At 68.7% G+C, this 19,009-nt stretch carries 19 protein-coding genes; 12 read left to right on the top strand and 7 right to left on the bottom strand.

Annotation, left to right across the window (positions count from 1 at the left end):
• The first annotated feature begins 10 nt into the window (after positions 1-10).
• The gene (locus HWY45_RS10020) at positions 11-1,063 is read left to right on the top strand and encodes an NADP(H)-dependent aldo-keto reductase (protein WP_059886057.1); all 1,053 of its coding nucleotides are present in this window, start codon (positions 11-13) and stop codon (positions 1,061-1,063) included.
• Positions 1,064-1,105: 42 nt separating this feature from the next.
• On the opposite strand, the gene HWY45_RS10015 is transcribed toward HWY45_RS10020, so the two are convergent.
• Together HWY45_RS10015 and HWY45_RS10010 are read right to left on the bottom strand one after the other, a co-directional pair.
• Entirely contained in the window at positions 1,106-2,392 is a 1,287-nt protein-coding gene (locus HWY45_RS10015) for an MFS transporter (protein WP_059886055.1), read from the bottom strand.
• 64 nt (positions 2,393-2,456) lie between these two features.
• Positions 2,457-3,878, bottom strand: coding sequence for a M20 family metallopeptidase (locus tag HWY45_RS10010; RefSeq protein ID WP_059886053.1), 1,422 nt, complete (start codon positions 3,876-3,878; stop codon positions 2,457-2,459).
• A gap of 176 nt (positions 3,879-4,054) precedes the next feature.
• On the opposite strand from HWY45_RS10010, the gene HWY45_RS10005 reads away from it, so the two are divergent.
• The 4 genes from HWY45_RS10005 to HWY45_RS09990 all read left to right on the top strand — a co-directional run bounded on the left by HWY45_RS10005 (position 4,055) and on the right by HWY45_RS09990 (position 7,802).
• Positions 4,055-5,008, top strand: coding sequence for a LysR family transcriptional regulator (locus HWY45_RS10005; RefSeq protein WP_059560461.1), 954 nt, complete (start codon positions 4,055-4,057; stop codon positions 5,006-5,008).
• Positions 5,009-5,072: 64 nt separating this feature from the next.
• A complete protein-coding gene (gene mnmH / locus HWY45_RS10000) occupies positions 5,073-6,185 on the top strand; it encodes a tRNA 2-selenouridine(34) synthase MnmH (RefSeq protein WP_059886051.1) in 1,113 nt (370 codons plus the stop codon).
• Positions 6,182-7,240, top strand: coding sequence for a permease (locus tag HWY45_RS09995; RefSeq protein ID WP_059560467.1), 1,059 nt, complete (start codon positions 6,182-6,184; stop codon positions 7,238-7,240). The genes mnmH and HWY45_RS09995 overlap by 4 nt, the downstream gene beginning before the upstream one ends.
• 139 nt (positions 7,241-7,379) lie before the next feature.
• Complete coding sequence (locus HWY45_RS09990; RefSeq protein WP_059560470.1) at positions 7,380-7,802, top strand: hypothetical protein; 423 nt, start codon at positions 7,380-7,382, stop codon at positions 7,800-7,802.
• A gap of 93 nt (positions 7,803-7,895) precedes the next feature.
• Here the strand turns inward: HWY45_RS09990 and HWY45_RS09985 are convergent, their stop codons facing one another.
• Positions 7,896-8,729 carry an ABC transporter permease gene (locus HWY45_RS09985; RefSeq protein WP_059560473.1) on the bottom strand — a complete coding sequence of 278 codons (834 nt, stop codon included), beginning with the start codon at positions 8,727-8,729 and terminating at the stop codon, positions 7,896-7,898.
• A gap of 6 nt (positions 8,730-8,735) precedes the next feature.
• The gene (gene nodI / locus HWY45_RS09980) at positions 8,736-9,650 is read right to left on the bottom strand and encodes a nodulation factor ABC transporter ATP-binding protein NodI (RefSeq protein WP_059560476.1); all 915 of its coding nucleotides are present in this window, start codon (positions 9,648-9,650) and stop codon (positions 8,736-8,738) included.
• Positions 9,651-10,012: 362 nt separating this feature from the next.
• Between nodI and HWY45_RS09970 the strand changes: the two genes are divergently transcribed.
• Entirely contained in the window at positions 10,013-10,504 is a 492-nt protein-coding gene (locus HWY45_RS09970; RefSeq protein ID WP_059560479.1) for a universal stress protein, read from the top strand.
• Positions 10,505-10,598: 94 nt separating this feature from the next.
• On the opposite strand, the gene HWY45_RS09965 is transcribed toward HWY45_RS09970, so the two are convergent.
• Genes HWY45_RS09965 through lexA form a run of 3 tightly spaced genes read right to left on the bottom strand, consistent with a single transcriptional unit; the run spans position 10,599 to position 12,312 of the window.
• Complete coding sequence (locus HWY45_RS09965; protein WP_150998879.1) at positions 10,599-11,273, bottom strand: DUF2939 domain-containing protein; 675 nt, start codon at positions 11,271-11,273, stop codon at positions 10,599-10,601.
• Positions 11,274-11,302: 29 nt separating this feature from the next.
• Positions 11,303-11,638, bottom strand: coding sequence for a hypothetical protein (locus tag HWY45_RS09960; RefSeq protein ID WP_017332393.1), 336 nt, complete (start codon positions 11,636-11,638; stop codon positions 11,303-11,305).
• Between the two features lie 26 nt (positions 11,639-11,664).
• Positions 11,665-12,312 (bottom strand): transcriptional repressor LexA, encoded by a 648-nt coding sequence (gene lexA / locus HWY45_RS09955; protein ID WP_026044732.1) that lies wholly within the window; start codon positions 12,310-12,312, stop codon positions 11,665-11,667.
• 277 nt (positions 12,313-12,589) lie between these two features.
• Here lexA and HWY45_RS09950 point away from each other — a divergent pair, with 277 nt between their 5' ends.
• The 6 genes from HWY45_RS09950 to HWY45_RS09925 all read left to right on the top strand — a co-directional run bounded on the left by HWY45_RS09950 (position 12,590) and on the right by HWY45_RS09925 (position 18,975).
• Positions 12,590-13,627, top strand: coding sequence for a sulfate ABC transporter substrate-binding protein (locus tag HWY45_RS09950; protein ID WP_059807249.1), 1,038 nt, complete (start codon positions 12,590-12,592; stop codon positions 13,625-13,627).
• 118 nt (positions 13,628-13,745) lie between these two features.
• On the top strand, positions 13,746-14,639 hold the full coding sequence (gene cysT, locus HWY45_RS09945; protein ID WP_059560488.1) for a sulfate ABC transporter permease subunit CysT: 894 nt from the start codon (positions 13,746-13,748) through the stop codon (positions 14,637-14,639).
• Entirely contained in the window at positions 14,636-15,592 is a 957-nt protein-coding gene (cysW, locus tag HWY45_RS09940) for a sulfate ABC transporter permease subunit CysW (RefSeq protein WP_059806972.1), read from the top strand. Before cysT ends, cysW begins: the two co-directional genes overlap by 4 nt.
• Positions 15,593-15,605: 13 nt before the next feature.
• Entirely contained in the window at positions 15,606-16,664 is a 1,059-nt protein-coding gene (locus HWY45_RS09935) for a sulfate/molybdate ABC transporter ATP-binding protein (protein WP_059560494.1), read from the top strand.
• A gap of 93 nt (positions 16,665-16,757) precedes the next feature.
• On the top strand, positions 16,758-17,684 hold the full coding sequence (locus HWY45_RS09930) for a CysB family HTH-type transcriptional regulator (protein ID WP_059560497.1): 927 nt from the start codon (positions 16,758-16,760) through the stop codon (positions 17,682-17,684).
• Between the two features lie 340 nt (positions 17,685-18,024).
• Positions 18,025-18,975, top strand: coding sequence for a sugar ABC transporter substrate-binding protein (locus tag HWY45_RS09925; RefSeq protein ID WP_059886049.1), 951 nt, complete (start codon positions 18,025-18,027; stop codon positions 18,973-18,975).
• Positions 18,976-19,009 lie beyond the last annotated feature (34 nt).

The following is a 19,009-nucleotide window of genomic DNA, read 5'->3' as shown; positions in this document are numbered from 1 at the left end:
CAGGGACAGCATGGAATACCGCACACTTGGCGATTCAGGCATCGAAGTCAGCCTGATCGGTCTTGGCACGATGACTTGGGGCGAGCAGAACTCGGAGCGCGACGCGCACGAGCAGCTCGACTACGCGATTGCGCAGGGCGTCACGCTGATCGACACCGCGGAGATGTATCCGGTGCCGCCGAAGCCCGAGACGCAGGGGCGCACCGAGCAGTACCTCGGCACCTGGCTCGCACAGCACCGCGCGCAGCGCGACCGGATCGTGCTCGCGACGAAGATTGCCGGCCCGGCCCGTCAGCCGCACAACCCGCGTCACATTCGCGGCGAGGGTAACCAGTTCGACCGCAAGAACCTGACCGAGGCGCTCGACGGCAGCCTCAAGCGCCTGCAGACGGATTACGTCGACCTCTACCAGCTGCACTGGCCGGACCGCAGCACGACGACGTTCGGGCGCCCCGCGTACCCGTGGATCGACGATGCATACACGGTGCCGATCGAGGAAACGCTCGCGGTGCTCGCGGAGTTCGTGAAGGCCGGCAAGGTGCGCGCGATCGGCGTGTCGAACGAGACGCCGTGGGGCGTCGCGCAGTTTCTGCGCGCGGCCGAGCGGCTCGGCCTGCCGCGCATCGCCAGCATCCAGAACCCGTACAGCCTGTTGAACCGGACCTTCGAGAACGGCCTGTCGGAGTTCACGCACCGCGACGGCATCGGCCTGCTCGCGTATTCGCCGCTCGCGTTCGGCTGGCTGTCCGGCAAGTACGAGCACGGCGCGCGTCCGGCCGGCGCGCGCATCACGCTGTTCGAACGCTTCCAGCGCTACAGCAAGCCGCAGGCGCTCGAGGCGACGTCGTGCTACGTCGCGCTCGCGAAACGGCACGGGCTGTCGCCCGCGCAACTCGCGCTCGCCTTCGTCAACAGCCGGCCGTTCGTGACCAGCAACCTCATCGGCGCGACGTCGCTCGAGCAGTTGAAGGAAAACATCGGCAGCGTCGACGTGACGCTGTCCGACGAGATCCTCGCCGAGATCGACGCGCTGCACGAGCGCCAGCCGAACCCCGCGCCGTAAGCGCACCGCACGGCCCGCGCGGCGGGCCGTGCGGGCGCAGCGTCATCGCATGCGCAGCCGCGTGCGCGCGACGAACAGCGCCGCGAGGCTCAGCAATGCGCAACCCATCAGGTAGAGCGCCGGCGACAGCCGGTTGCCGGTCGTGCTGATCAGCCAGGTGATGACGAACGGCGCGAAGCCGCCGAACAGCGTGACGCCCGTGTTGTAGCTCACCGCGAGGCCGGTTGCGCGCGTTTGCGACGGGAACAGCTCCGACATCAGCGCCGGCAGCGCGCCGCAGTACAGCGCCTTCAGCATGCCGATCCAGACCAGCGCGGCGAGCATCGCCGCGAACGACGCGTGACGCGTGAGCCACGCGAAGGTCGGCCAGACCGACACGAGCATCAGCAGCGCCGCGGCCGTCATCACGCGGATCCGCCCGACGCGATCGGACCAGTGGCCGACGAGCGGCGTGACGAGCGTCAGCACGAAGCCGGTGGCCAGCGTCGCCGCGAAGCCGGTCGACGCGGGCAGGCCGAGCTGCTTGATCGCATAGGTCGGCATGTACAGCACCATGTAGTTCACCGCGGTCGAGATCACGAGCACGCCGATCGACAGCAGCAGGCGCGTTTTCTGGCCGGCGAACAGCTCGCGCACCGGCGCGTCCGAGCGCGCCTGCGCGTGGAATTCGACGCCTTCGTCGACGTAGCGGCGGATGTACAGCCCGACCGGCCCGATCGCGAGCCCGAACAGGAACGGCACGCGCCAGCCCCAGCTTTCGAGCTGCGCGGGCGTCAGCGTGCTCGTCAGCAGCGCGCCGAAACCCGACGCGAGCAGCGTCGCGAGGCCCTGGCTCGCAAACTGCCAGCTCGACATGAAGCCGCGGCGGTTCGGCGCATGTTCGACGAGGAACGCGGTCGAGCTCGCGAATTCGCCGCCCGCGGAGAAGCCCTGCATCAGCCGCGACAGCATGATCCCGAGCGGCGCGAGGATGCCGATCGACGCGTAGGTCGGCATCGCCGCGATCAGCAGCGTGCCGCCCATCATCATCGCGATCGACAGCAGCAGCGACGCCTTGCGGCCCGCGCGGTCCGCGTACGCGCCGAGCACGAAGCCGCCGATCGGCCGGATCAGGTACGACAGCCCGAACGTGCCGAGCGTGAGCAGCAGCGACGTCGCCTCGCTCGTCGCGGGAAAGAACAGCTTCGCGATCGTCACCGCGAAGAAGCCGTAGACGATCAGGTCGAACCATTCGAGCGCGTTGCCGATCGACGCGGCAAGGATGATGCGGCGCATCTTCGCGGCGCTGGGGTGGGCGGCTTCGTGCGTGGTCAGCGTGGTGGTGTTCATCGTGTGAGCGTGTCCGTGGTGGGTTGGACGACTGGCGATGCGTGACGATTCGACGGGGGCCGCGTCAGCCCTGCGCGCCGGCCGTGTCGAGTGCGCGGCGGCGAACGGGCGGCGCGGCGTCGCCGAGATCCCAGAAGAGGCCGGCCATCATCTGGAGGCCTTCGCGCACGACGCCGGCAAGCAGGTGTTCGTCGGGCGCGTGCTGCGCGCAGGCCGGATACGAGTGCGGCACCCACAGCGTCGGCAGCCCGAGCGTGTCGGAGAACACTTCGTTCGGCAGCGTGCCGCCGAGGTTCGGCAGGATCGCGGGCTGCTTGCCGGTCGTGCGCGCGAGCGACGCGACCGCCCAGCGCACCCATGGATCGTCGGGCGGCAGGCGCGTGGCCGGCGCGCCGCGCTCGACGTCGATCTCGACGTCCGCAAAGCCGTGCGCATCGAGATGCGCGCGCAGGTGCGCATGCAGCGCCTGCCAGTCGGTGCCGACGACGAAGCGCAGCTGGCAGTGCGCGAACGCGACGGGTGGAATCGCATTGACCGGATGCTCGGGGTTGCCGGCCTTGAGCGTGAGAACTTCGAGCGTGTTCCAGCCGAACACGCGCTCGGCGGCGCTGAGGCCGGGCTCGCCCCAGCCCGCGTCGAGCGCCGGGTCGCCGGGATTGCCGCCGACCACGAGATCGGCGAGCGCGTCGCGCACGGCGGCCGGAATCGCCGGCGGGCGCAGGCCCGCGACACGAATCGCGCCGCGTGCGTCGACGAGGCTGGCGAGCGCATGCGCGAGCACGATCGCCGGGTTGCGCAGCAGTCCGCCCCAGTTGCCCGAATGGTGCGCGCCGTCGCGTGCGCGCAGGCTCAGCCGGAAATTCACTGCGCCGCGCGAGCCGAGGAATACGGTCGGCCGCTCGGCGGCGATGCGCGGCCCGTCGGACGCGATCAGCACGTCGGCCGCGAGCGCGTCGCGTTCGCGGCGGCACAGCGCGTCGAGGCCCGGCGAGCCGGTTTCCTCGCCCATCTCGATCAGCAGCTTCGCGTTGAAGCCGAGCCGGCCGCCGCGCGCCGCGAGCACGCTCGCCAGCGCGGCGAGATTGATCGAATGCTGGCCCTTGTTGTCGGCGCTGCCGCGGCCGTACCAGCGCTCGCCGTCGGCGGTCAGCGTCCACGGCGACAGCGGCGCGCGCCATTGCGCGTCGTAGCCGCGCACGACGTCGCCGTGGCCGTAGATCAGCACGGTCGGCAGCGCGTCGTCCTCGTGCCGCGACGCGAGCAGGAACGGCGCGCCGCCGTCGGCCGGGTTGTCGGCGATGCGGGTGGCGAAGCCGAGGCGGGCGGCCTCGGGCGCGATCTCGTCGGTCAGGTACGCGCGCAGCGCGGCGGCGCTGCCGCTTTCCTGGCTCTCGGTGCGCAGCGCGACGCGGCGGCCCAGGGTCGCGAAGAATGCGCCGGATTCGAACTGGTTCAGCGCGTGCTGGATGGCGGCGGTGCGGCTCAAGACGTGTCTCCTCTGGTCCCAGGCAAGGCGGTGTGGCGGCGGGCCCGCGCGCAGGCGGCCCGAAGTGCGATCGATTCTAGGAAGCCGTTTTTTTTGTCACAATGATCGAATTTCGAATCTTTCCTTGCCGAAAAGGCAAAGCAGAGCGGCCGGCGGCGGCCTTGGGGGACTGAACGATGGCGGCTTTCCTGCACGGCCTCGCGCTGCGGTATTTCGTCGAAGTGGCGCGCACCGGCTCGCTCAGCGATGCGTCCGCGCGGCTGCACGTCGCCGTGTCCGCGGTCAGCCGCCAGATCGCGAAGCTCGAGAGCGAGCTCGGCGCGCCGCTGTTCGAGCGGCGCCCGCGCGGGATGGCGCTGTCCGAGGCCGGCGAGCGGCTGCTGAGCTTCGCGCAGCGCAGCCTGCTCGAGGCCGAGCACGTGATGAAGGAGATCGGCGGCCTCGACGCGCTGCACGGCAGCCTGCTGAAGATCGCGTGCGCGGAAGGCTTCGCGCGCGATTTCCTGCCGGGCGCGCTCGCGAGCTTCAAGGCGCGGCACCCGGGCGTCGACTTCTCGGTATGGGTCGTGTCGCCGGCCGACGCGACACGGCGCGTGCGCGACGGCGACGCGGACCTCGCGCTGACCTTCAGCCTCGCGCCGGAGAAGGGCGTGCGGGTCGAGCACACGGAGCGGGCGCCGATCTACGCGCTGGTGCGGCGCGATCACCCGCTGGCGGCGCACGACGCGGTGTCGCTTGCCGATGTCGCGCGCTATCCGCACGTGCTGCCCGAGCCGGGCACCACCGTGCGCCAGCTGATCGACATTGCGTGCGCGCTCGACGGGCTGCTGCTCGAGCCCGAGCTGACGAGCAACAACACGGCGGTGATGTACCGCTACGCGCAGCATACGGGCGCGGTGATGTTCGTGGGCCGGCTGTCGGTGCGCGACCGCTGCGACGCGGACGGCTTCGTCGTCGTGCGGCTGACCAATCCGCAGCTCGGTGAACGCAGCATCCAGGTGCAGACGATGGCGGGGCGCGACCTGCCGGCGTCGGTGCGCGCGTTCCGCGACCATCTGGTCGATGCGATCAGCGCGCCGTGGGCCGCGCCGCACCCGGCGCAACGCCCGCGCGGCCGCCGCGTGAGATAATCCGCCGATCCACCTGTTTGCGCTCCTGCGGCTCGCCGAGCCGGGTCGCCTCCTTGACGCCAAATTGAAGAACCTGATTGTCACCCTCGATCGCGCCGGCGAGTTCGACGAGATCATCGACGTGCGCACGCCGCTCGAGTTTGCCGAGGACCACATCCCCGGCGCGCTCAACGCGCCCGTGCTCAGCAACGAAGAGCGCGTGCTCGTCGGGACGATGTATCGCCAGGTGTCGCCTTACGAGGCGACGCGCGTCGGCGCGGCGATGGTCGCGCGCAACATCGCGCGCCACCTCGACACGACGTTCGCCGACCGGCCGCGCAACTGGCGCCCGCTGATCTACTGCTGGCGCGGCGGCAAGCGCTCGGGCTCGATGACGACCTGGTTCAACCTGATCGGCTGGCAGGCGCGCCAGCTCGAAGGCGGCTACAAGACGTACCGCCGCTCGGTCTGCGCGACGCTCGACACGCTGCCGACCCGGTTCCGCTACATCGCGCTGGTCGGCCACACCGGTTGCGGCAAGACGCGCCTGCTGCAGGCGCTGCACGGCGCGGGCGCGCAGACGCTCGATCTCGAGGCGCTCGCGTGCCATCGCGGCTCGCTGCTCGGCGCGCTGCCGGGCGTGCCGCAGCCGTCGCAGAAGGCGTTCGACTCGGAGCTCGTCGAGACGCTCATGCGTTTCGATCCGGCCCGGCCGGTGTTCGTCGAATCCGAGAGCCGCAAGATCGGGCTCGTGCAGCTGCCGCTCGCGCTGCTGGAGGCGTTCCACGCGGGGCCGTGGGTGCAGGTCGACGCGGCGCGCGACGAGCGCATCGCGTTCCTGCTCGACGATTACGGCCATCTGTTCGACGCGCCGCTCGCGTTCAAGGCGCAGCTCGAACGGCTGATCGGCCTGCACAGCCGCGACGAAGTCGCCCGCTGGGGCGCGTTGATCGATGCGGGCGCGCGCGCCGAATTGTTTGGCGAACTGATCGACCGGCATTACGATCCCGCGTATGCGCGCACGTTCCGCGCGAATTTCGGCAAACCGGGCCGCGTGCTCACGTTCCATTTCCGGCCGAATGCGGCCGACGCGCGCGAGCAGGCGAGCGCGTTGCTGGCCGAACTCGCGCAGGCCGGCCTGCCGGCCACGGCCGTCGCCGCCATGCAATCTTCATCCAATATTCAGACCAGACAATGACTACCACACGCACTCAACCCAGCCCCGCGCTCGGCTGGATGACCTTCCTGTTGATCGCAGTCGCGGGGCTGTTTTACGTGAAATGGTTTCCGTACTACAACAAGGCGTTCGTCGCCGCCGAGCATCATTCGATCGGCCAGTCGATCCTGATGGGCGCGTCGTCGGCGCCGCCCGAGCCGTCGCTGAAGGCTGCGCTCGACTACGCGTGGGCGTACGGCAAGGCGATCTGGCAGGCGATGGTGCTCGGCCTGCTGCTCGGTTCGGCGGTCCAGGCGCTGCTGCCCGCGCACTGGGTCGCGCGCGTGCTCGGCAAGACGGGTTTCGGCAGCGTCGCCGCGGGCGGCCTGCTGTCGCTGCCGGGGATGATGTGCACCTGCTGCGCGGCGCCCGTCGTCGCCGGCCTGCGCGAGCGGCAGGCCTCGCCGGGCGGCGCGGTGGCGTTCTGGCTCGGCAACACGGTGCTGAATCCGGCCGCGCTGGTGTTCATGGGCTTCGTGCTCGGCTGGCACTGGAGCGCGCTGCGGCTCGTGCTCGGCATCGCGATGGTGTTCGGGATCGGCTACCTGCTGAACCGCCTCGCGCGCCCCGGCGAGGGCGGCGTCGACGACGCCCGGCTGGCGGCCCTCGCCGCCGAGCAGGCGGCGGCCGGCAACGCGTTCGTGCGCTGGATGAAGATCCTCGCGCGGATGACCGTGCGGCTCGTGCCCGAATACCTCGTGCTCGTGCTGCTGCTCGGCGCCGCGCGCGCATGGCTGTTTCCGCACATCGGCCCGGACATCGGCAACCATCTCGGCTGGATCGTCGCGTTCGCGATCGCCGGCACGCTGTTCGTGATTCCGACGGCGGGCGAGGTGCCGATCATCCAGGCGATGCTGTCGCTCGGCATGGGCGTCGGCCCGGCCGCCGCGCTGCTGATGACGCTGCCGCCGATCAGCGTGCCGTCGCTCGCGATGCTCGCGCGCTCGTTCCGGCCACACATGCTGGCGCTGGTCTCGGTGCTCGTCGTCGCGTTCGGCATCGCCAGCGGGCTGCTGGCGATCGCGCTGGGGTTCTAGCGGACGGCGGGCCGGCCGGCGCGACGGGGCCGGTGCGCGACCGGCGCTCGGGCGAGCCGGCGCGGGCAATCTTCATATTCATCCGGCGCCGCCGCTCCGTGCGGGCGGCGCCATCTACAAGAAGCAATCAGGAAATCGCATGACCCAACCCAAGATTCATCCTCGACTCGAAAAGGCGCTCACGCGCGGCGATCTTGCGATTCGCCAGGCCAATTCGGCGCGCGCGACCGCGGTGCTGTCCGCGCTCGGCATGATGATCATCGAGGCATCCGCAACGATCGGCGTCGACGCCACCATCGACATCCCGCAGGGCGATCGCATCTACGACCCGGTCAACGGCCTGTGGCCGCAGAAGATGCTCGTGTCGTTCGACGGCCCGATCGACGAGGCGGATCCGGAGGAACTGCGCTCGGTATACCTGGTGGCTGACGATCCGGGCACCCAGTTCCGGGTCGAATGGCATCGCGCGGACGGCAAGCTCGGCCGTCACGAGGGCGGCCCGCTCGCGACGGTCGCGTTCCTGACCGACGTCGAGATTCCGTGGAGCGACGAGGACGAGTGACGGCCGGCCTGCGCGGAGCCGTGCGAGCGGCTTCGTGCACGCCGCCGGCCGGCGAGGCGTGCACGCATCGGGCGTGCGCCCCGCGCACCGGCTTCAGCGCATCATGCGCCGCCGGAACAGCCAGGCGGACAGCAGGAAGCTGCCGACTGCATAGGCCGCCAGCACCGCGACGTGCATGCCGACGTGCGACGCGGGCCGGCCGAGCATCGCGGGCCGGATCAGTTCGACCGCGTGCGCGAGCGGCAACGCATGCGCGGCGTGCTGCGCGATCTCCGGCAGCTGCGTGAGCGGAAAGAACACGCCGGACAGCAGCAGCATCGGCGTCAGCACGAGCGTCTGATAAAACATGAAGAAATCGTAGGACGGCGCGAGCGCGGTGACGACCATCGCGGCGCTCGCGAACGCGAGGCCCGCCAGCGCGATCACCGGCAGCGCGGCGAGCATCGACGGGAAGTGCGCATAGCCGAGCAGGCCCGCGACGATCATGATCGCGGCGCCCGACAGCATCGCCTTGCTGGCCGCCCATACGATCTCGCCGAGCACGATGTCGCCGAGCGCGAGCGGCGTGTGCATGATCGCTTCCCAGGTGCGCTGCACGTGCATGCGCGAGAAGCCCGAATACATCGATTCGAAGCTCGCCGACATCATCACGCTCGACCCGACCGTGCCGGCCGCGAGGAACGCGATGTACGACACGCCGTCGACGTGGCCGAGCATCAGGCCCAGGCCGAAGCCGAGCCCGAACAGGTAGATCATCGGATCGGCAAGATTGCCGAACATCGACGCGGCCGCGAGCTTGCGCCACACCAGATAGTTGCGCCGCCACACGGCGATCCAGTTGGTCGCATTCGACGGCATCGCGATCGCGAAGCGCGATGCGCGCGGCGGCGCGGGCGTGGCGGAAGCGGAGTAGTTGCGTACGTCCATGGGCGGTCAGTCCTGCATGTCGCGGCCGGTCAGCCGCAGGAACACATCCTCCAGATTGGCGGGGCGATGCAGATACCGCAATCCGGCGCGGCCCTTGAGCCGCGCATTGAGCGGGTCCGGATCGCTCACGTAGCAGAACAGCGTTTCGCCGCTGATCTCGGTGCGTTGCGCGAACGCGGCAAGCTCGTCGCGCAGCGCGGCCGGGTCGGGGCCGTAGATCTCGATCACGTCGCAACCGATTTCCGACGCGATCAGCGCGTGCGGCGCGCCTTCGGCGATCTTGCGGCCTTCCTCGATCACGCACAGGCGGTCGCACAGGCGCTCTGCTTCCTCCATGAAGTGCGTGGTGATCAGGATCGTCTTGCCGCGTGCGAGCAGCGAGCGCAGCCGCTCCCACATCAGGTGCCGCGCCTGCGGGTCGAGGCCGGTGGTCGGTTCGTCGAGCACCAGCACGTCGGGATCGTTGACGAGCGCGCGCGCAAGCGTCAGCCGCCGCTTCATGCCGCCCGACAGCTCGCTGACCTTCGCGTCCGCCTTGTTCTCGAGCTTCGCGAACGCGAGCAGCGACGGCACGAGCGCGCGTGCGTCGTGCGCCGACACGCCGAAATAGCGGCTGAACACCAGCAGATTCTCGCGAACCGTGAAATCCGGATCGAGATTGTCGAATTGCGGCACGACGCCGACCCGCTGGCGCGCATGACGCGCGCGCGACGGAACCGGTTCGCCGCATAGCGAGATCGCGCCGGCGTCGGGGTAGGCGATGCCGAGCAGCATCTTCAGCGTCGTGGTCTTGCCCGCGCCGTTCGGCCCGAGCAGGCCGTAGCATTCGCCGGCGTGGACGCGGAACGACAGGCCGTTGACGACGAGCTTGTCGCCATAGCGCTTTTCGACGTTCTGGAAATCGATCGGTGCGACGGACATGGGCGAGTTGTCGTTGGAAGTCGGCGCACGGCATGCGCGCGGCATGACCGTGCGCGCGGTATCCGGTGCGCGAACGGATGCGCCGGACGGATGTCACACGGGCATGCGTCGAGCGTACGATATCGGCGCACCGCCTGCACGTGACGTCACGCATGCGGGTGACACGAACGGGCCATTCTAGTGCATTGCCGGCGCAGCTTCAGCGCATGCATGCGTGATGCGGTGCATGCGTGCGCTGATCATGCACCGCATCATCGCGTATGGCCCCTACGGGGCGAATCAGCGTTTTCCATCCCTTGCGTCCTGGATTGCGGCGCACCATGATGATTGCGTAGGGTTCGTTGTCGCGAATGGGAGGTTTCATGGCTAGCTACAACAAGATTCTGCTGTGTTACGACGGCTCGCTCGAGGGACGCAAGGCATTGCGTTGCGGCGCCAATCTCGCGCTGGACCTGAAGGCCGAGACGCACCTGCTGTCCGTCGTCGACATGCGTTCCAGCATTGCACAAAGCGCGGGATTGTTAACAGACGTCGCGTGCGGCCGCTTCGAGGAAACCGCGCGCGAGATCCTGCAGGAGGGCGTGGACTGGCTGCGCGAACGCGGGCTGCAGGCGGAGGGCCATTTCGCGTTCGGCTACCCGATCGACGAAATCGCGAATCTTGCGGCGCAGCTGAAGGTCGACCTGATCGTGGTCGGGCATCGGTGCCGCAGCGGGCTGTCCAGATGGTGGATGGGGTCAGGCAACACGCAGCTGCTCGACCGCGTGACCTGCAGCATCCTCGTGGCGTGCTCGTCGGCCGAGGAGCAGAAGGCCGAAATCGCCCGCGAACGCGAAGCGGCAGCGGCGAAGTAGCTGTAAAACGGATCGAAAGCGCGTCGGACGGGCGCCGGCTCAGGCCGTGCGCCGGCCGTGCGCGGCGCCGGTGCAATGCCGGCGCGATGGCGATTCAGCCGTTCAGATCGATCGCGGACAACCTCCAGGCAAACAACCCGACGCGACGCAGAATCGCGGCGTAGCGCGTGCCATCGGCGCCGCGCTGGTAGGTCACGACGAACTCGTCGATGTTGCGATATCCGGCGCTGGTTTGCCGCTGGCCGGGCGTGCCGGCTTGAGCGGTGGCGGATGGCGAGGCGGGCGGTGGGCTGCCGCCAGCGACGGCGCTTGCTGGATTCGCCGGCGCATTGCCGGGCGTGTTGCCTGACGGTTGGCCTGACGGTTGCGCCGGCCACTCGGGCGGCCGCTCGCCCGGATTGCCGCGCGGCGGCAAGCCGCTCATCACGGCCGCGACGCCTTCCGGGGTTGCATAGGCATCGACCAGCGGCCCAATCAATGCAGAACCGATCAACGCGCCGATCGCCGCAAACGGATTGTCCTGCCGCTTGGCGTCGATCCGGCGCATCAGCTCGCCGGTGAGCTGTTGCTTCAGGCTGATGCGCAGCGCCGGGAAATCGACGTACGCGCTGATCGCCTGCGCATCGCGCGTATCGATCGCCGATTTCAGGCGGCCGAGCGCGACATAGGGCGACGCGTACGCGTAGCCGACGGTCGCAACGACGGCAACCGCCAGCGCGGCGATCAACATCGGCTTGAGCCGCCTGGTGCGGCCCGGCGCGTGGTTCACGGTGTCTCCGGTGCGGGAAGGGTCCGCAATCAGAGACTGCCTTGCGCGGCCGAATGTTCCTCGGCGATGCAGCGATCGATCATCCGGCACACCGCGTCGATCGTCCCGACCATGATCAGGCGCGAGCGGCCGTGATAGACCCGCACCGGCGCGCGGCGCGCGGGCTCCGCATGATTCAGGCCGGCGTTCAGCGACACCCGCGCGAATGCGGGCAGCGCCGACGGCAGCAGCGACGCCTGCCGTTCGACTGCTTCTTCTTGGCCGGTGGGCGCCGCGGCGGTCAGCGGTGCGCAGGGCGTGCGGCCGCGCAGATGACGCAGACGGCCGAATTGACGGAAAGGCAGCAGACGGGCGAGGCGTTCCATGATGTTCTCCTGAGCGAGACGGATAGTCAGAATTCGCCCGAGCGGATCAGCCCGACGGCGATGCCTTCCAGCGCGAATTCCGCGCTGCCGGCCTTGACGAAGATGTTTTCGTAATCCGGGTTCTCCGCGATCAGCTCGAGGCCGCCGGGGCGGCGCTTCAGGCGCTTGACCGTGACGTCGTCGCCGAGACGCGCAACGATGATCTGGCCGTCCTTCGCTTCCGTGCGCTTCTGCACCGCGAGCAGGTCGCCGTCGAGGATGCCGGCATCGCGCATCGACAGGCCGCGGACCTTCAGCAGGTAGTCGGGCTTGCTGGAGAACAGCGCCGGATCGCACGCGAAATGCTGCGAGATGTGCTCCTGCGCAAGGATCGGGCTGCCTGCCGCGACGCGGCCGACGAGCGGCAGCGACAGCTGCATCAGCGCCGCGTGCGGCAGCGTGAACTGGTGCGGGACGTCGTCGACGCCAAGCAGGCGGATGCCGCGCGAGGCGCCGGCCGCCAGCTCGATCACGCCCTTGCGCGCCAGCGCACGCAGGTGCTCCTCGGCCGCATTCGGCGAGCTGAAGCCCAGTTCGGCCGCGATCTCGGCACGGGTGGGCGGGAAGCCGGAGCGCTCGATCGCGCGGCGGATCAAGTCGAATACTTGCTGCTGGCGGGCGGTGAGTTTGGTCATGGCTCAACTGTATGGATAGACAGTGAGCTGTATTTTTATACAGTACTTCGCGAATTTCAAGCGTTACTTGAAGTTCGTCGCGATCGCGTCGGTTCCGTCGCGATCTGGCGACGCCATGGCACCGGTCCATCCGCTGCAACCGTCTGTTCCGACTGCGTTAGCACTTTTCGATATTAAAAAATAAGGAACGATTATTTTTAATCATGTAACCCGTTCGATAGACTGGCCCGCATATCGAAACACCGACAACATGACCGACAACACGGGAGAAGCACGGATGGTGAAGCGCAATACGGGACTGGCGAGCGGGGCACGCCGCTTGATCGCAACCTTCGCGCTCGGCGCGGCCGCGGCACTGGGCGTCATCGCGCACGCACACGCGGATACGACCTTCCTGAACGTGTCGTACGACCCGACGCGCGAGCTGTATCAGGACTTCAACCAGGCGTTCGGCAAGGAGTGGAAGGCGAAGACGGGCGAGGCCGTCAACTTCAAGCAGTCGCACGGCGGCTCGGGCGCGCAGGCGCGCTCGGTGCTCGACGGGCTGCAGGCGGACGTCGTGACGCTCGCGCTCGCCTACGACATCGACGCGATCGCCAACAAGGGGCTCGTCAACAAGGATTGGCAGAAGCGCCTGCCGGACAACGCGTCGCCGTACACGTCGACGATCGTGTTCCTGGTGCGCAAGGGCAACCCGAAGGGCATCAAGGACTGGGACGACCTGACCAAGCCGGGCGTGTCGATCGTCACGCCGAACCCGAAGACCTCGGGCGGCGCGCGCTGGAACTACCTCGCCGCATGGGCGTACGCGGTGCACAAGCCGGGCGGCAACGAGCAGAGCGCGAAGGACTTCGTCACGAAGCTCTACAAGAACGCGGGCGTGCTCGATTCCGGCGCGCGAGGCGCGACGACGAGCTTCGTGCAGCGCGGCATCGGCGACGTGCTGATCGCGTGGGAGAACGAGGCGTTCCTGTCGATCAAGGAGTTCGGCACCGACAAGTTCGAGATCGTCGTGCCGTCGGTGAGCATTCTCGCCGAGCCGCCGGTCGCGATCGTCGACAAGGTGGTCGACAAGAAGGGCACGCGCAAGCTGGCCGAGGCGTACCTGAACTACCTGTACAGCCCGCAGGGCCAGGAGATCGCGGCGCGCAACTACTACCGGCCGCGCTCGAAGAGCGTGCCGGCGGAGCTGACGAAGCAGTTCCCGAAGCTGAAGCTGTACACGGTCGACGACACGTTCGGCGGCTGGACGAATGCGCAGAAGACGCATTTCGCCGACGGCGGCGTGTTCGATTCGATCTACAAGCCGCAGTAACGACATAACGACAGCGGCGCGCCACGGCAGGCGCCGCACCCTCGGCGGGCCGCCGGCGCGATGCACCGCGCCGGCGTTCGCGTCGGGCCCATGTGATTCGACCCAGCAAGAGCATCCGATGACGACGTACACCTTTCGCAAGCCGAGCGCGCTGCCCGGTTTCGGCGTGACGCTCGGCATCACGGTGGCCTATTTGAGCCTCGTGGTGCTGATCCCGCTCGCCGCCACGTTCCTGAAGACCGCGACGCTCTCGTGGGACCAGTTCATCGCGGCCGTCGCGTCGCCGCGCGTGCTCGCGTCGTACCGGCTGACGTTCACGGCCGCGCTCGGCGGCGCGCTGATCAACGCCGTGTTCGGCTTCCTCGTCGCGTGGGTGCTCGTGCGCTACACGTTTCCGTTCAAGCGCGTGGTCGACGCGATCGTCGACCTGCCGTTCGCGCTGCCGACGTCGGTCGCCGGCATCTCGCTCGCGGCCGTCTACGCGACCAACGGCTGGATCGGCCAGTACCTCGCGCCGTTCGGCATCAAGATCGCGTTCACGCCGGTCGGCGTGCTGGTCGCGCTGACCTTCATCGGCCTGCCGTTCGTCGTGCGCACCGTGCAGCCCGTGCTCGAGGATTTCGAGCGCGAGCAGGAAGAGGCGGCCGCGTGCCTCGGCGCGTCGCGCTGGCTGACGTTCCGCCGCGTCGTGCTGCCGGCCGTGCTGCCCGCGCTGCTGACGGGCTTTGCGCTCGCGTTCGCGCGCGCGCTCGGCGAATACGGCTCGGTGATCTTCATCGCGGGCAACGTGCCGATGAAGTCCGAGATCACGTCGCTGCTGATCATCACGAAGCTCGAGCAGTACGACTACGCGGGCGCGACCGCGCTCGCGGTCGTGATGCTGGTGGTGTCGTTCGCGATGCTGCTGCTGATCAACACGCTGCAGTGGTATCTGCAGCGCCGCACGAGCAAGGGCGCGAGCGGCCCCGCGCCGGCGGCCGCCGTCACCGCCGCCGCAGGAGGCCAGCAATGAGCCAGGAGGCCAGCGCCGTGCTGAAAACCCCGTCTTCCTCCGACGCGCGTGCGCGCGCCGCGCAGCGGCCCGACCCCGTCAGCGAGCCGCGCGCGGTGCGCTGGCTGCTCACCGGCATCTCGCTCGCGTTCCTCGGCTTCTTCCTCGTCGTGCCGCTCGCCGCGGTGTTCTTCGAGGCGCTGAGAAAGGGCGTCGGTTTCTACGTCGAGTCGCTCGCCGATCCGGACGCATGGTCGGCGATCAAGCTGACGCTGACCGTCGCGGTGATCGCCGTGCCGCTCAATCTCGTGTTCGGCGTGTGCGCGTCGTGGGCGATCGCGAAGTTCGAGTTTCGCGGCAAGGCGCTGCTGACGACGCTGATCGACCTGCCGTTCTCGGTGTCGCCGGTGATCTCGGGCCTCATCTACGTGCTGCTGTTCGGCGCGCAGGGCTGGTTCGGGCCGTGGCTGCAGGCGCACGACGTGCAGATCATCTTCGCGGTGCCGGGCATCGTGCTCGCGACGATCTTCGTCACGTTCCCGTTCGTCGCGCGCGAGCTGATCCCGCTGATGCAGGCGCAGGGCAGCGACGAGGAAGAGGCCGCGCGCGTGCTCGGCGCATCGGGCTGGCAGATCTTCCGCCGCGTGACGCTGCCGAACGTGAAGTGGGGGCTGCTGTACGGCGTGATCCTGTGCAATGCGCGCGCGATGGGCGAGTTCGGCGCGGTGTCGGTCGTGTCGGGCCACATCCGCGGCGTGACCGACACGATGCCGCTGCACGTCGAGATCCTGTACAACGAGTACAACTTCGCGGCCGCGTTCGCGGTGGCGTCGGTGCTCGCGCTGCTCGCGCTCGTCACGCTCGCGCTGAAACTCCTCGCGGAACGCCATCTCGCCGACGCGCTCGCCGGCAGCGACGCCGCTGCCGTGCCGGCCCACGCGGGCCCCGCCACCGTCAATCCGTCGAAATCGTAAAGAGGCAAGCACCATGGGCATCACCGTACGTCATCTTCAGAAGCGCTTCGGCGATTTCACGGCGCTCGACAACGTCTCGCTCGACTTTCCGCCGGGCGAGCTGGTCGCGCTGCTCGGGCCGTCGGGCTGCGGCAAGACCACCCTCCTGCGCGTGATCGCGGGCCTCGAGCACGCGGACGCGGGGCAGGTCGTGCTGCAGGGCCAGGACGTCGCGTCGGTCGGCGCGCGCGACCGCCAGGTCGGCTTCGTGTTCCAGCACTACGCGCTGTTCCGCCACATGACCGTGTTCGAGAACGTCGCGTTCGGGCTGCGCGTGAAGCCGCGCCGCGAGCGGCCGTCGGAGGCCGTGATCCGCGACAAGGTGCACGAGCTGCTGAAGCTCGTGCAGCTCGACTGGCTCGCGCAGCGCTATCCTTCCGAGCTGTCGGGCGGCCAGCGGCAGCGCATCGCGCTCGCCCGCGCGCTCGCGGTCGAGCCGAAGGTGCTGCTGCTCGACGAGCCGTTCGGCGCGCTCGACGCGAAGGTCCGCAAGGAACTGCGCAGCTGGCTGCGGCGCCTGCACGACGACCTGCACATCTCGACGATCTTCGTCACGCACGACCAGGAAGAAGCGCTCGAGGTCGCGGATCGCATCGTCGTGCTGAACCGCGGCCGCGTCGAGCAGGTCGGCAGCCCGCAGGACGTCTACGACCATCCGCAGAGCGCGTTCGTCTACGAGTTCCTCGGCGCAGCGAACCGGCTGCCGGGCACGGTCGCCGATCGCGGCTTCGTCGCCGAGGGCGCGGCCGCGCCGATCGAGGTCGATGCCGATTTCGCCGGGCCGGCGCATGCGTACGTGCGTCCGCACGACCTGCAGCTCTGGCCGACGGGCGAAGGGCGCCGGGACGGCATCGCGGTGGACGTGCGCCGCGTCGTGCCGCTCGGCGGCTCGGTGCGCGTCGAGCTCGAGGCGCGCGCCGGCGGCGCGCTCGAGGCGGAGCTCGACCGCGATGCATGGCGTGCGCTCGCGCTGCAGGTCGGCGACGGCGCGACGGCCGTGCCGCGCGCGGTGCGCGTGTTCCCGGCGCGCTGAGGCCGGGCGCGGGGCAGGGGCGGAAATCGGCTTCGAAACGGTTTCGATGCAACGATCCAACACCAAACAAAAGAGAGCCTAAGAGGCATACCCATGAACTTTCAGCAACTGCGCTTCGTGCGCGAGGCCGTGCGCCAGAACATGAACCTGACGGAAGTCGCGAACGTGCTGTACACGTCGCAGTCGGGCGTGTCGAAGCAGATCAAGGACCTGGAGGACGAACTCGGCGTCGACATCTTCATCCGGCGCGGCAAGCGGCTCACCGGGCTCACCGAGCCCGGCAAGGCGGTGCACCAGCTGATCGAGCGGATGCTGCTCGACGCGGAGAACCTGCGCCGCGTCGCGCGCCAGTTCGCCGACCAGGACAGCGGCCACCTGGTCGTCGCGACCACCCACACGCAGGCGCGCTATGCGCTGCCGAAGGTGATCCGCCAGTTCACCGAAGTATTTCCGAAGGTGCATCTCGCGCTGCGCCAGGGCAGCCCGCAGCAGATCGCGCAGATGATCCTGAACGGCGAGGCCGACCTCGGCATCTCGACCGAGGCGCTCGACCGCTACCCGGACATCGTCACGTTCCCGTGCTACTCGTGGCACCACACGGTGGTCGTGCCGAAGGGCCATCCGCTCGTCGGCCGCGAGAACCTGTCGCTCGACGACATCGCCGAGTATCCGATCATCACCTACGACCAGGATTTCACCGGCCGCTCGCACATCGACCAGGCGTTCGCGCAGGCGGGCGCGGTGCCGGACGTCGTGCTGACCGCGATCGACGCGGACGTGATCAAGACCTATGTGGAACTCGGCATGGGCATCGGCGTGGTCGCGGCGATGGCGTACGACCCGCAGCGCGACACGGGGCTCGTCGCGCTCGACACGCAGCATCTGTTCGAGGCGAGCACGACGCGGGTCGGCCTGCGCAAGGGCGCGTTCCTGCGCGCATATGCGTACCGGCTGATCGAGATGTTCGCGCCGCACCTGAACGAGGCCGAAATCGCCGGGCAGTTGCGCGAAGCCGTCTGACGGTTCGCTTGCGGGGCGCCGCGCGGCGTCCCGAAGCGGCGCGCCGTCTCGGCGGCCGCCCTCCGCATCCTCCCGCGCGCCTGCTCCGAATAAACCCTTAATTATTGTTCAGACGGGTTGCGCACCGGCGAGAAACGGTCCAGCATACCCTCACTCCGCCGGCGGCCTGCCGGCGGTCGCGTATCAACGCACAGTCCGCGCCCGGCAGCCGGCCGTCTGCCTCGCATCCCTTCAGCGGTACCGAATGCATCGATGGCCACGGTTCGGGACGTGTGACGCAAACGTTTGCTCACATTAAAACAACAACCGGCCCCACGGGGCCAGTCGCCAGGAGATGGGTATGAATGTTCACTTTCGTCGTCGCTTCCTGACCGCCGCGATCGCGGCCGTCGCGTTCGCCGCCGTTCCGGGCGTGCACGCGCAGCCGTCCGGCAAGCCGAAGGTCGCGCTCGTGATGAAGTCGCTTGCCAACGAGTTTTTCCTGACGATGGAAACCGGCGCGAAGGAGTACCAGAAGCACAACGCGGCCCAGTTCGACCTCGTCACCAACGGCATCAAGGACGAGACCGACACCGCGAACCAGATCCGCATCGTCGAGCAGATGATCGTGTCGAAGGTCGATGCGATCGTGCTCGCGCCGGCCGATTCGAAGGCGCTCGTGCCGGTCGTGAAGAAGGCGGTGGACGCGGGCATCACCGTCGTCAACATCGACAACCGGCTCGATCCGGACGTGCTGAAGTCGAAGCACCTGAACGTGCCGTTCGTCGGCCCCGACAACCGCAAGGGCGCGCTGAAGGTCGGCGACTTCCTCGCGAAGAAGCTGAAGGCGGGCGACCAGGTCGGCATCGTCGAGGGCGTGTCGACGACGACCAACGCGCAGCAGCGCACGGCCGGCTTCCAGGACGCGATGAAGGCAGGCGGCATGAAGGTCGTGTCGGTGCAGTCGGGCGAATGGGAAATCGACAAGGGCAACGCGGTGGCCGCCGCGATGCTCAACGAGTACCCGAACCTGAAGGCGCTGCTGTGCGGCAACGACAACATGGCGATCGGCGCGGTGTCGGCCGTGCGCGCGGCCGGCAAGCAGGGCAAGGTCTACGTGGTCGGTTACGACAACATCAACGCGATCAAGCCGATGCTGAAGGACGGCCGCGTGCTCGCGAGCGCCGACCAATACGCCGCGAAGCAGGCGGTGTTCGGCATCGACACGGCGCTCAAGGCGATCGCCGAGCATCGCCGGCAGGCCGACATGTCGGGCGTGGTCGAGACGCCGGTGGACCTCGTCACGAAGTAACGCCGCTGCGGATACGGCGCGCCGCCCTCAAGAA

Source organism: Burkholderia stagnalis, assembly GCF_902830275.1.
Taxonomy (GTDB): domain Bacteria; phylum Pseudomonadota; class Gammaproteobacteria; order Burkholderiales; family Burkholderiaceae; genus Burkholderia; species Burkholderia stagnalis.
This window is presented reverse-complemented; position numbering and strand designations above follow the sequence as displayed.

Coding starts and splice junctions, on each gene's coding strand:
- HWY45_RS10020 (WP_059886057.1), top strand. CDS start 11: ATGGAATACCGCACACTTGGCGATTCAGGCATCGAAGTCAGCCTGATC.
- HWY45_RS10015 (WP_059886055.1), bottom strand. CDS start 2,392: ATGAACACCACCACGCTGACCACGCACGAAGCCGCCCACCCCAGCGCC.
- HWY45_RS10005 (WP_059560461.1), top strand. CDS start 4,055: ATGGCGGCTTTCCTGCACGGCCTCGCGCTGCGGTATTTCGTCGAAGTG.
- HWY45_RS09995 (WP_059560467.1), top strand. CDS start 6,182: ATGACTACCACACGCACTCAACCCAGCCCCGCGCTCGGCTGGATGACC.
- HWY45_RS09990 (WP_059560470.1), top strand. CDS start 7,380: ATGACCCAACCCAAGATTCATCCTCGACTCGAAAAGGCGCTCACGCGC.
- HWY45_RS09985 (WP_059560473.1), bottom strand. CDS start 8,729: ATGGACGTACGCAACTACTCCGCTTCCGCCACGCCCGCGCCGCCGCGC.
- nodI (WP_059560476.1), bottom strand. CDS start 9,650: ATGTCCGTCGCACCGATCGATTTCCAGAACGTCGAAAAGCGCTATGGC.
- HWY45_RS09970 (WP_059560479.1), top strand. CDS start 10,013: ATGGCTAGCTACAACAAGATTCTGCTGTGTTACGACGGCTCGCTCGAG.
- HWY45_RS09960 (WP_017332393.1), bottom strand. CDS start 11,638: ATGGAACGCCTCGCCCGTCTGCTGCCTTTCCGTCAATTCGGCCGTCTG.
- lexA (WP_026044732.1), bottom strand. CDS start 12,312: ATGACCAAACTCACCGCCCGCCAGCAGCAAGTATTCGACTTGATCCGC.
- HWY45_RS09950 (WP_059807249.1), top strand. CDS start 12,590: ATGGTGAAGCGCAATACGGGACTGGCGAGCGGGGCACGCCGCTTGATC.
- cysT (WP_059560488.1), top strand. CDS start 13,746: ATGACGACGTACACCTTTCGCAAGCCGAGCGCGCTGCCCGGTTTCGGC.
- cysW (WP_059806972.1), top strand. CDS start 14,636: ATGAGCCAGGAGGCCAGCGCCGTGCTGAAAACCCCGTCTTCCTCCGAC.
- HWY45_RS09935 (WP_059560494.1), top strand. CDS start 15,606: ATGGGCATCACCGTACGTCATCTTCAGAAGCGCTTCGGCGATTTCACG.
- HWY45_RS09930 (WP_059560497.1), top strand. CDS start 16,758: ATGAACTTTCAGCAACTGCGCTTCGTGCGCGAGGCCGTGCGCCAGAAC.
- HWY45_RS09925 (WP_059886049.1), top strand. CDS start 18,025: ATGAATGTTCACTTTCGTCGTCGCTTCCTGACCGCCGCGATCGCGGCC.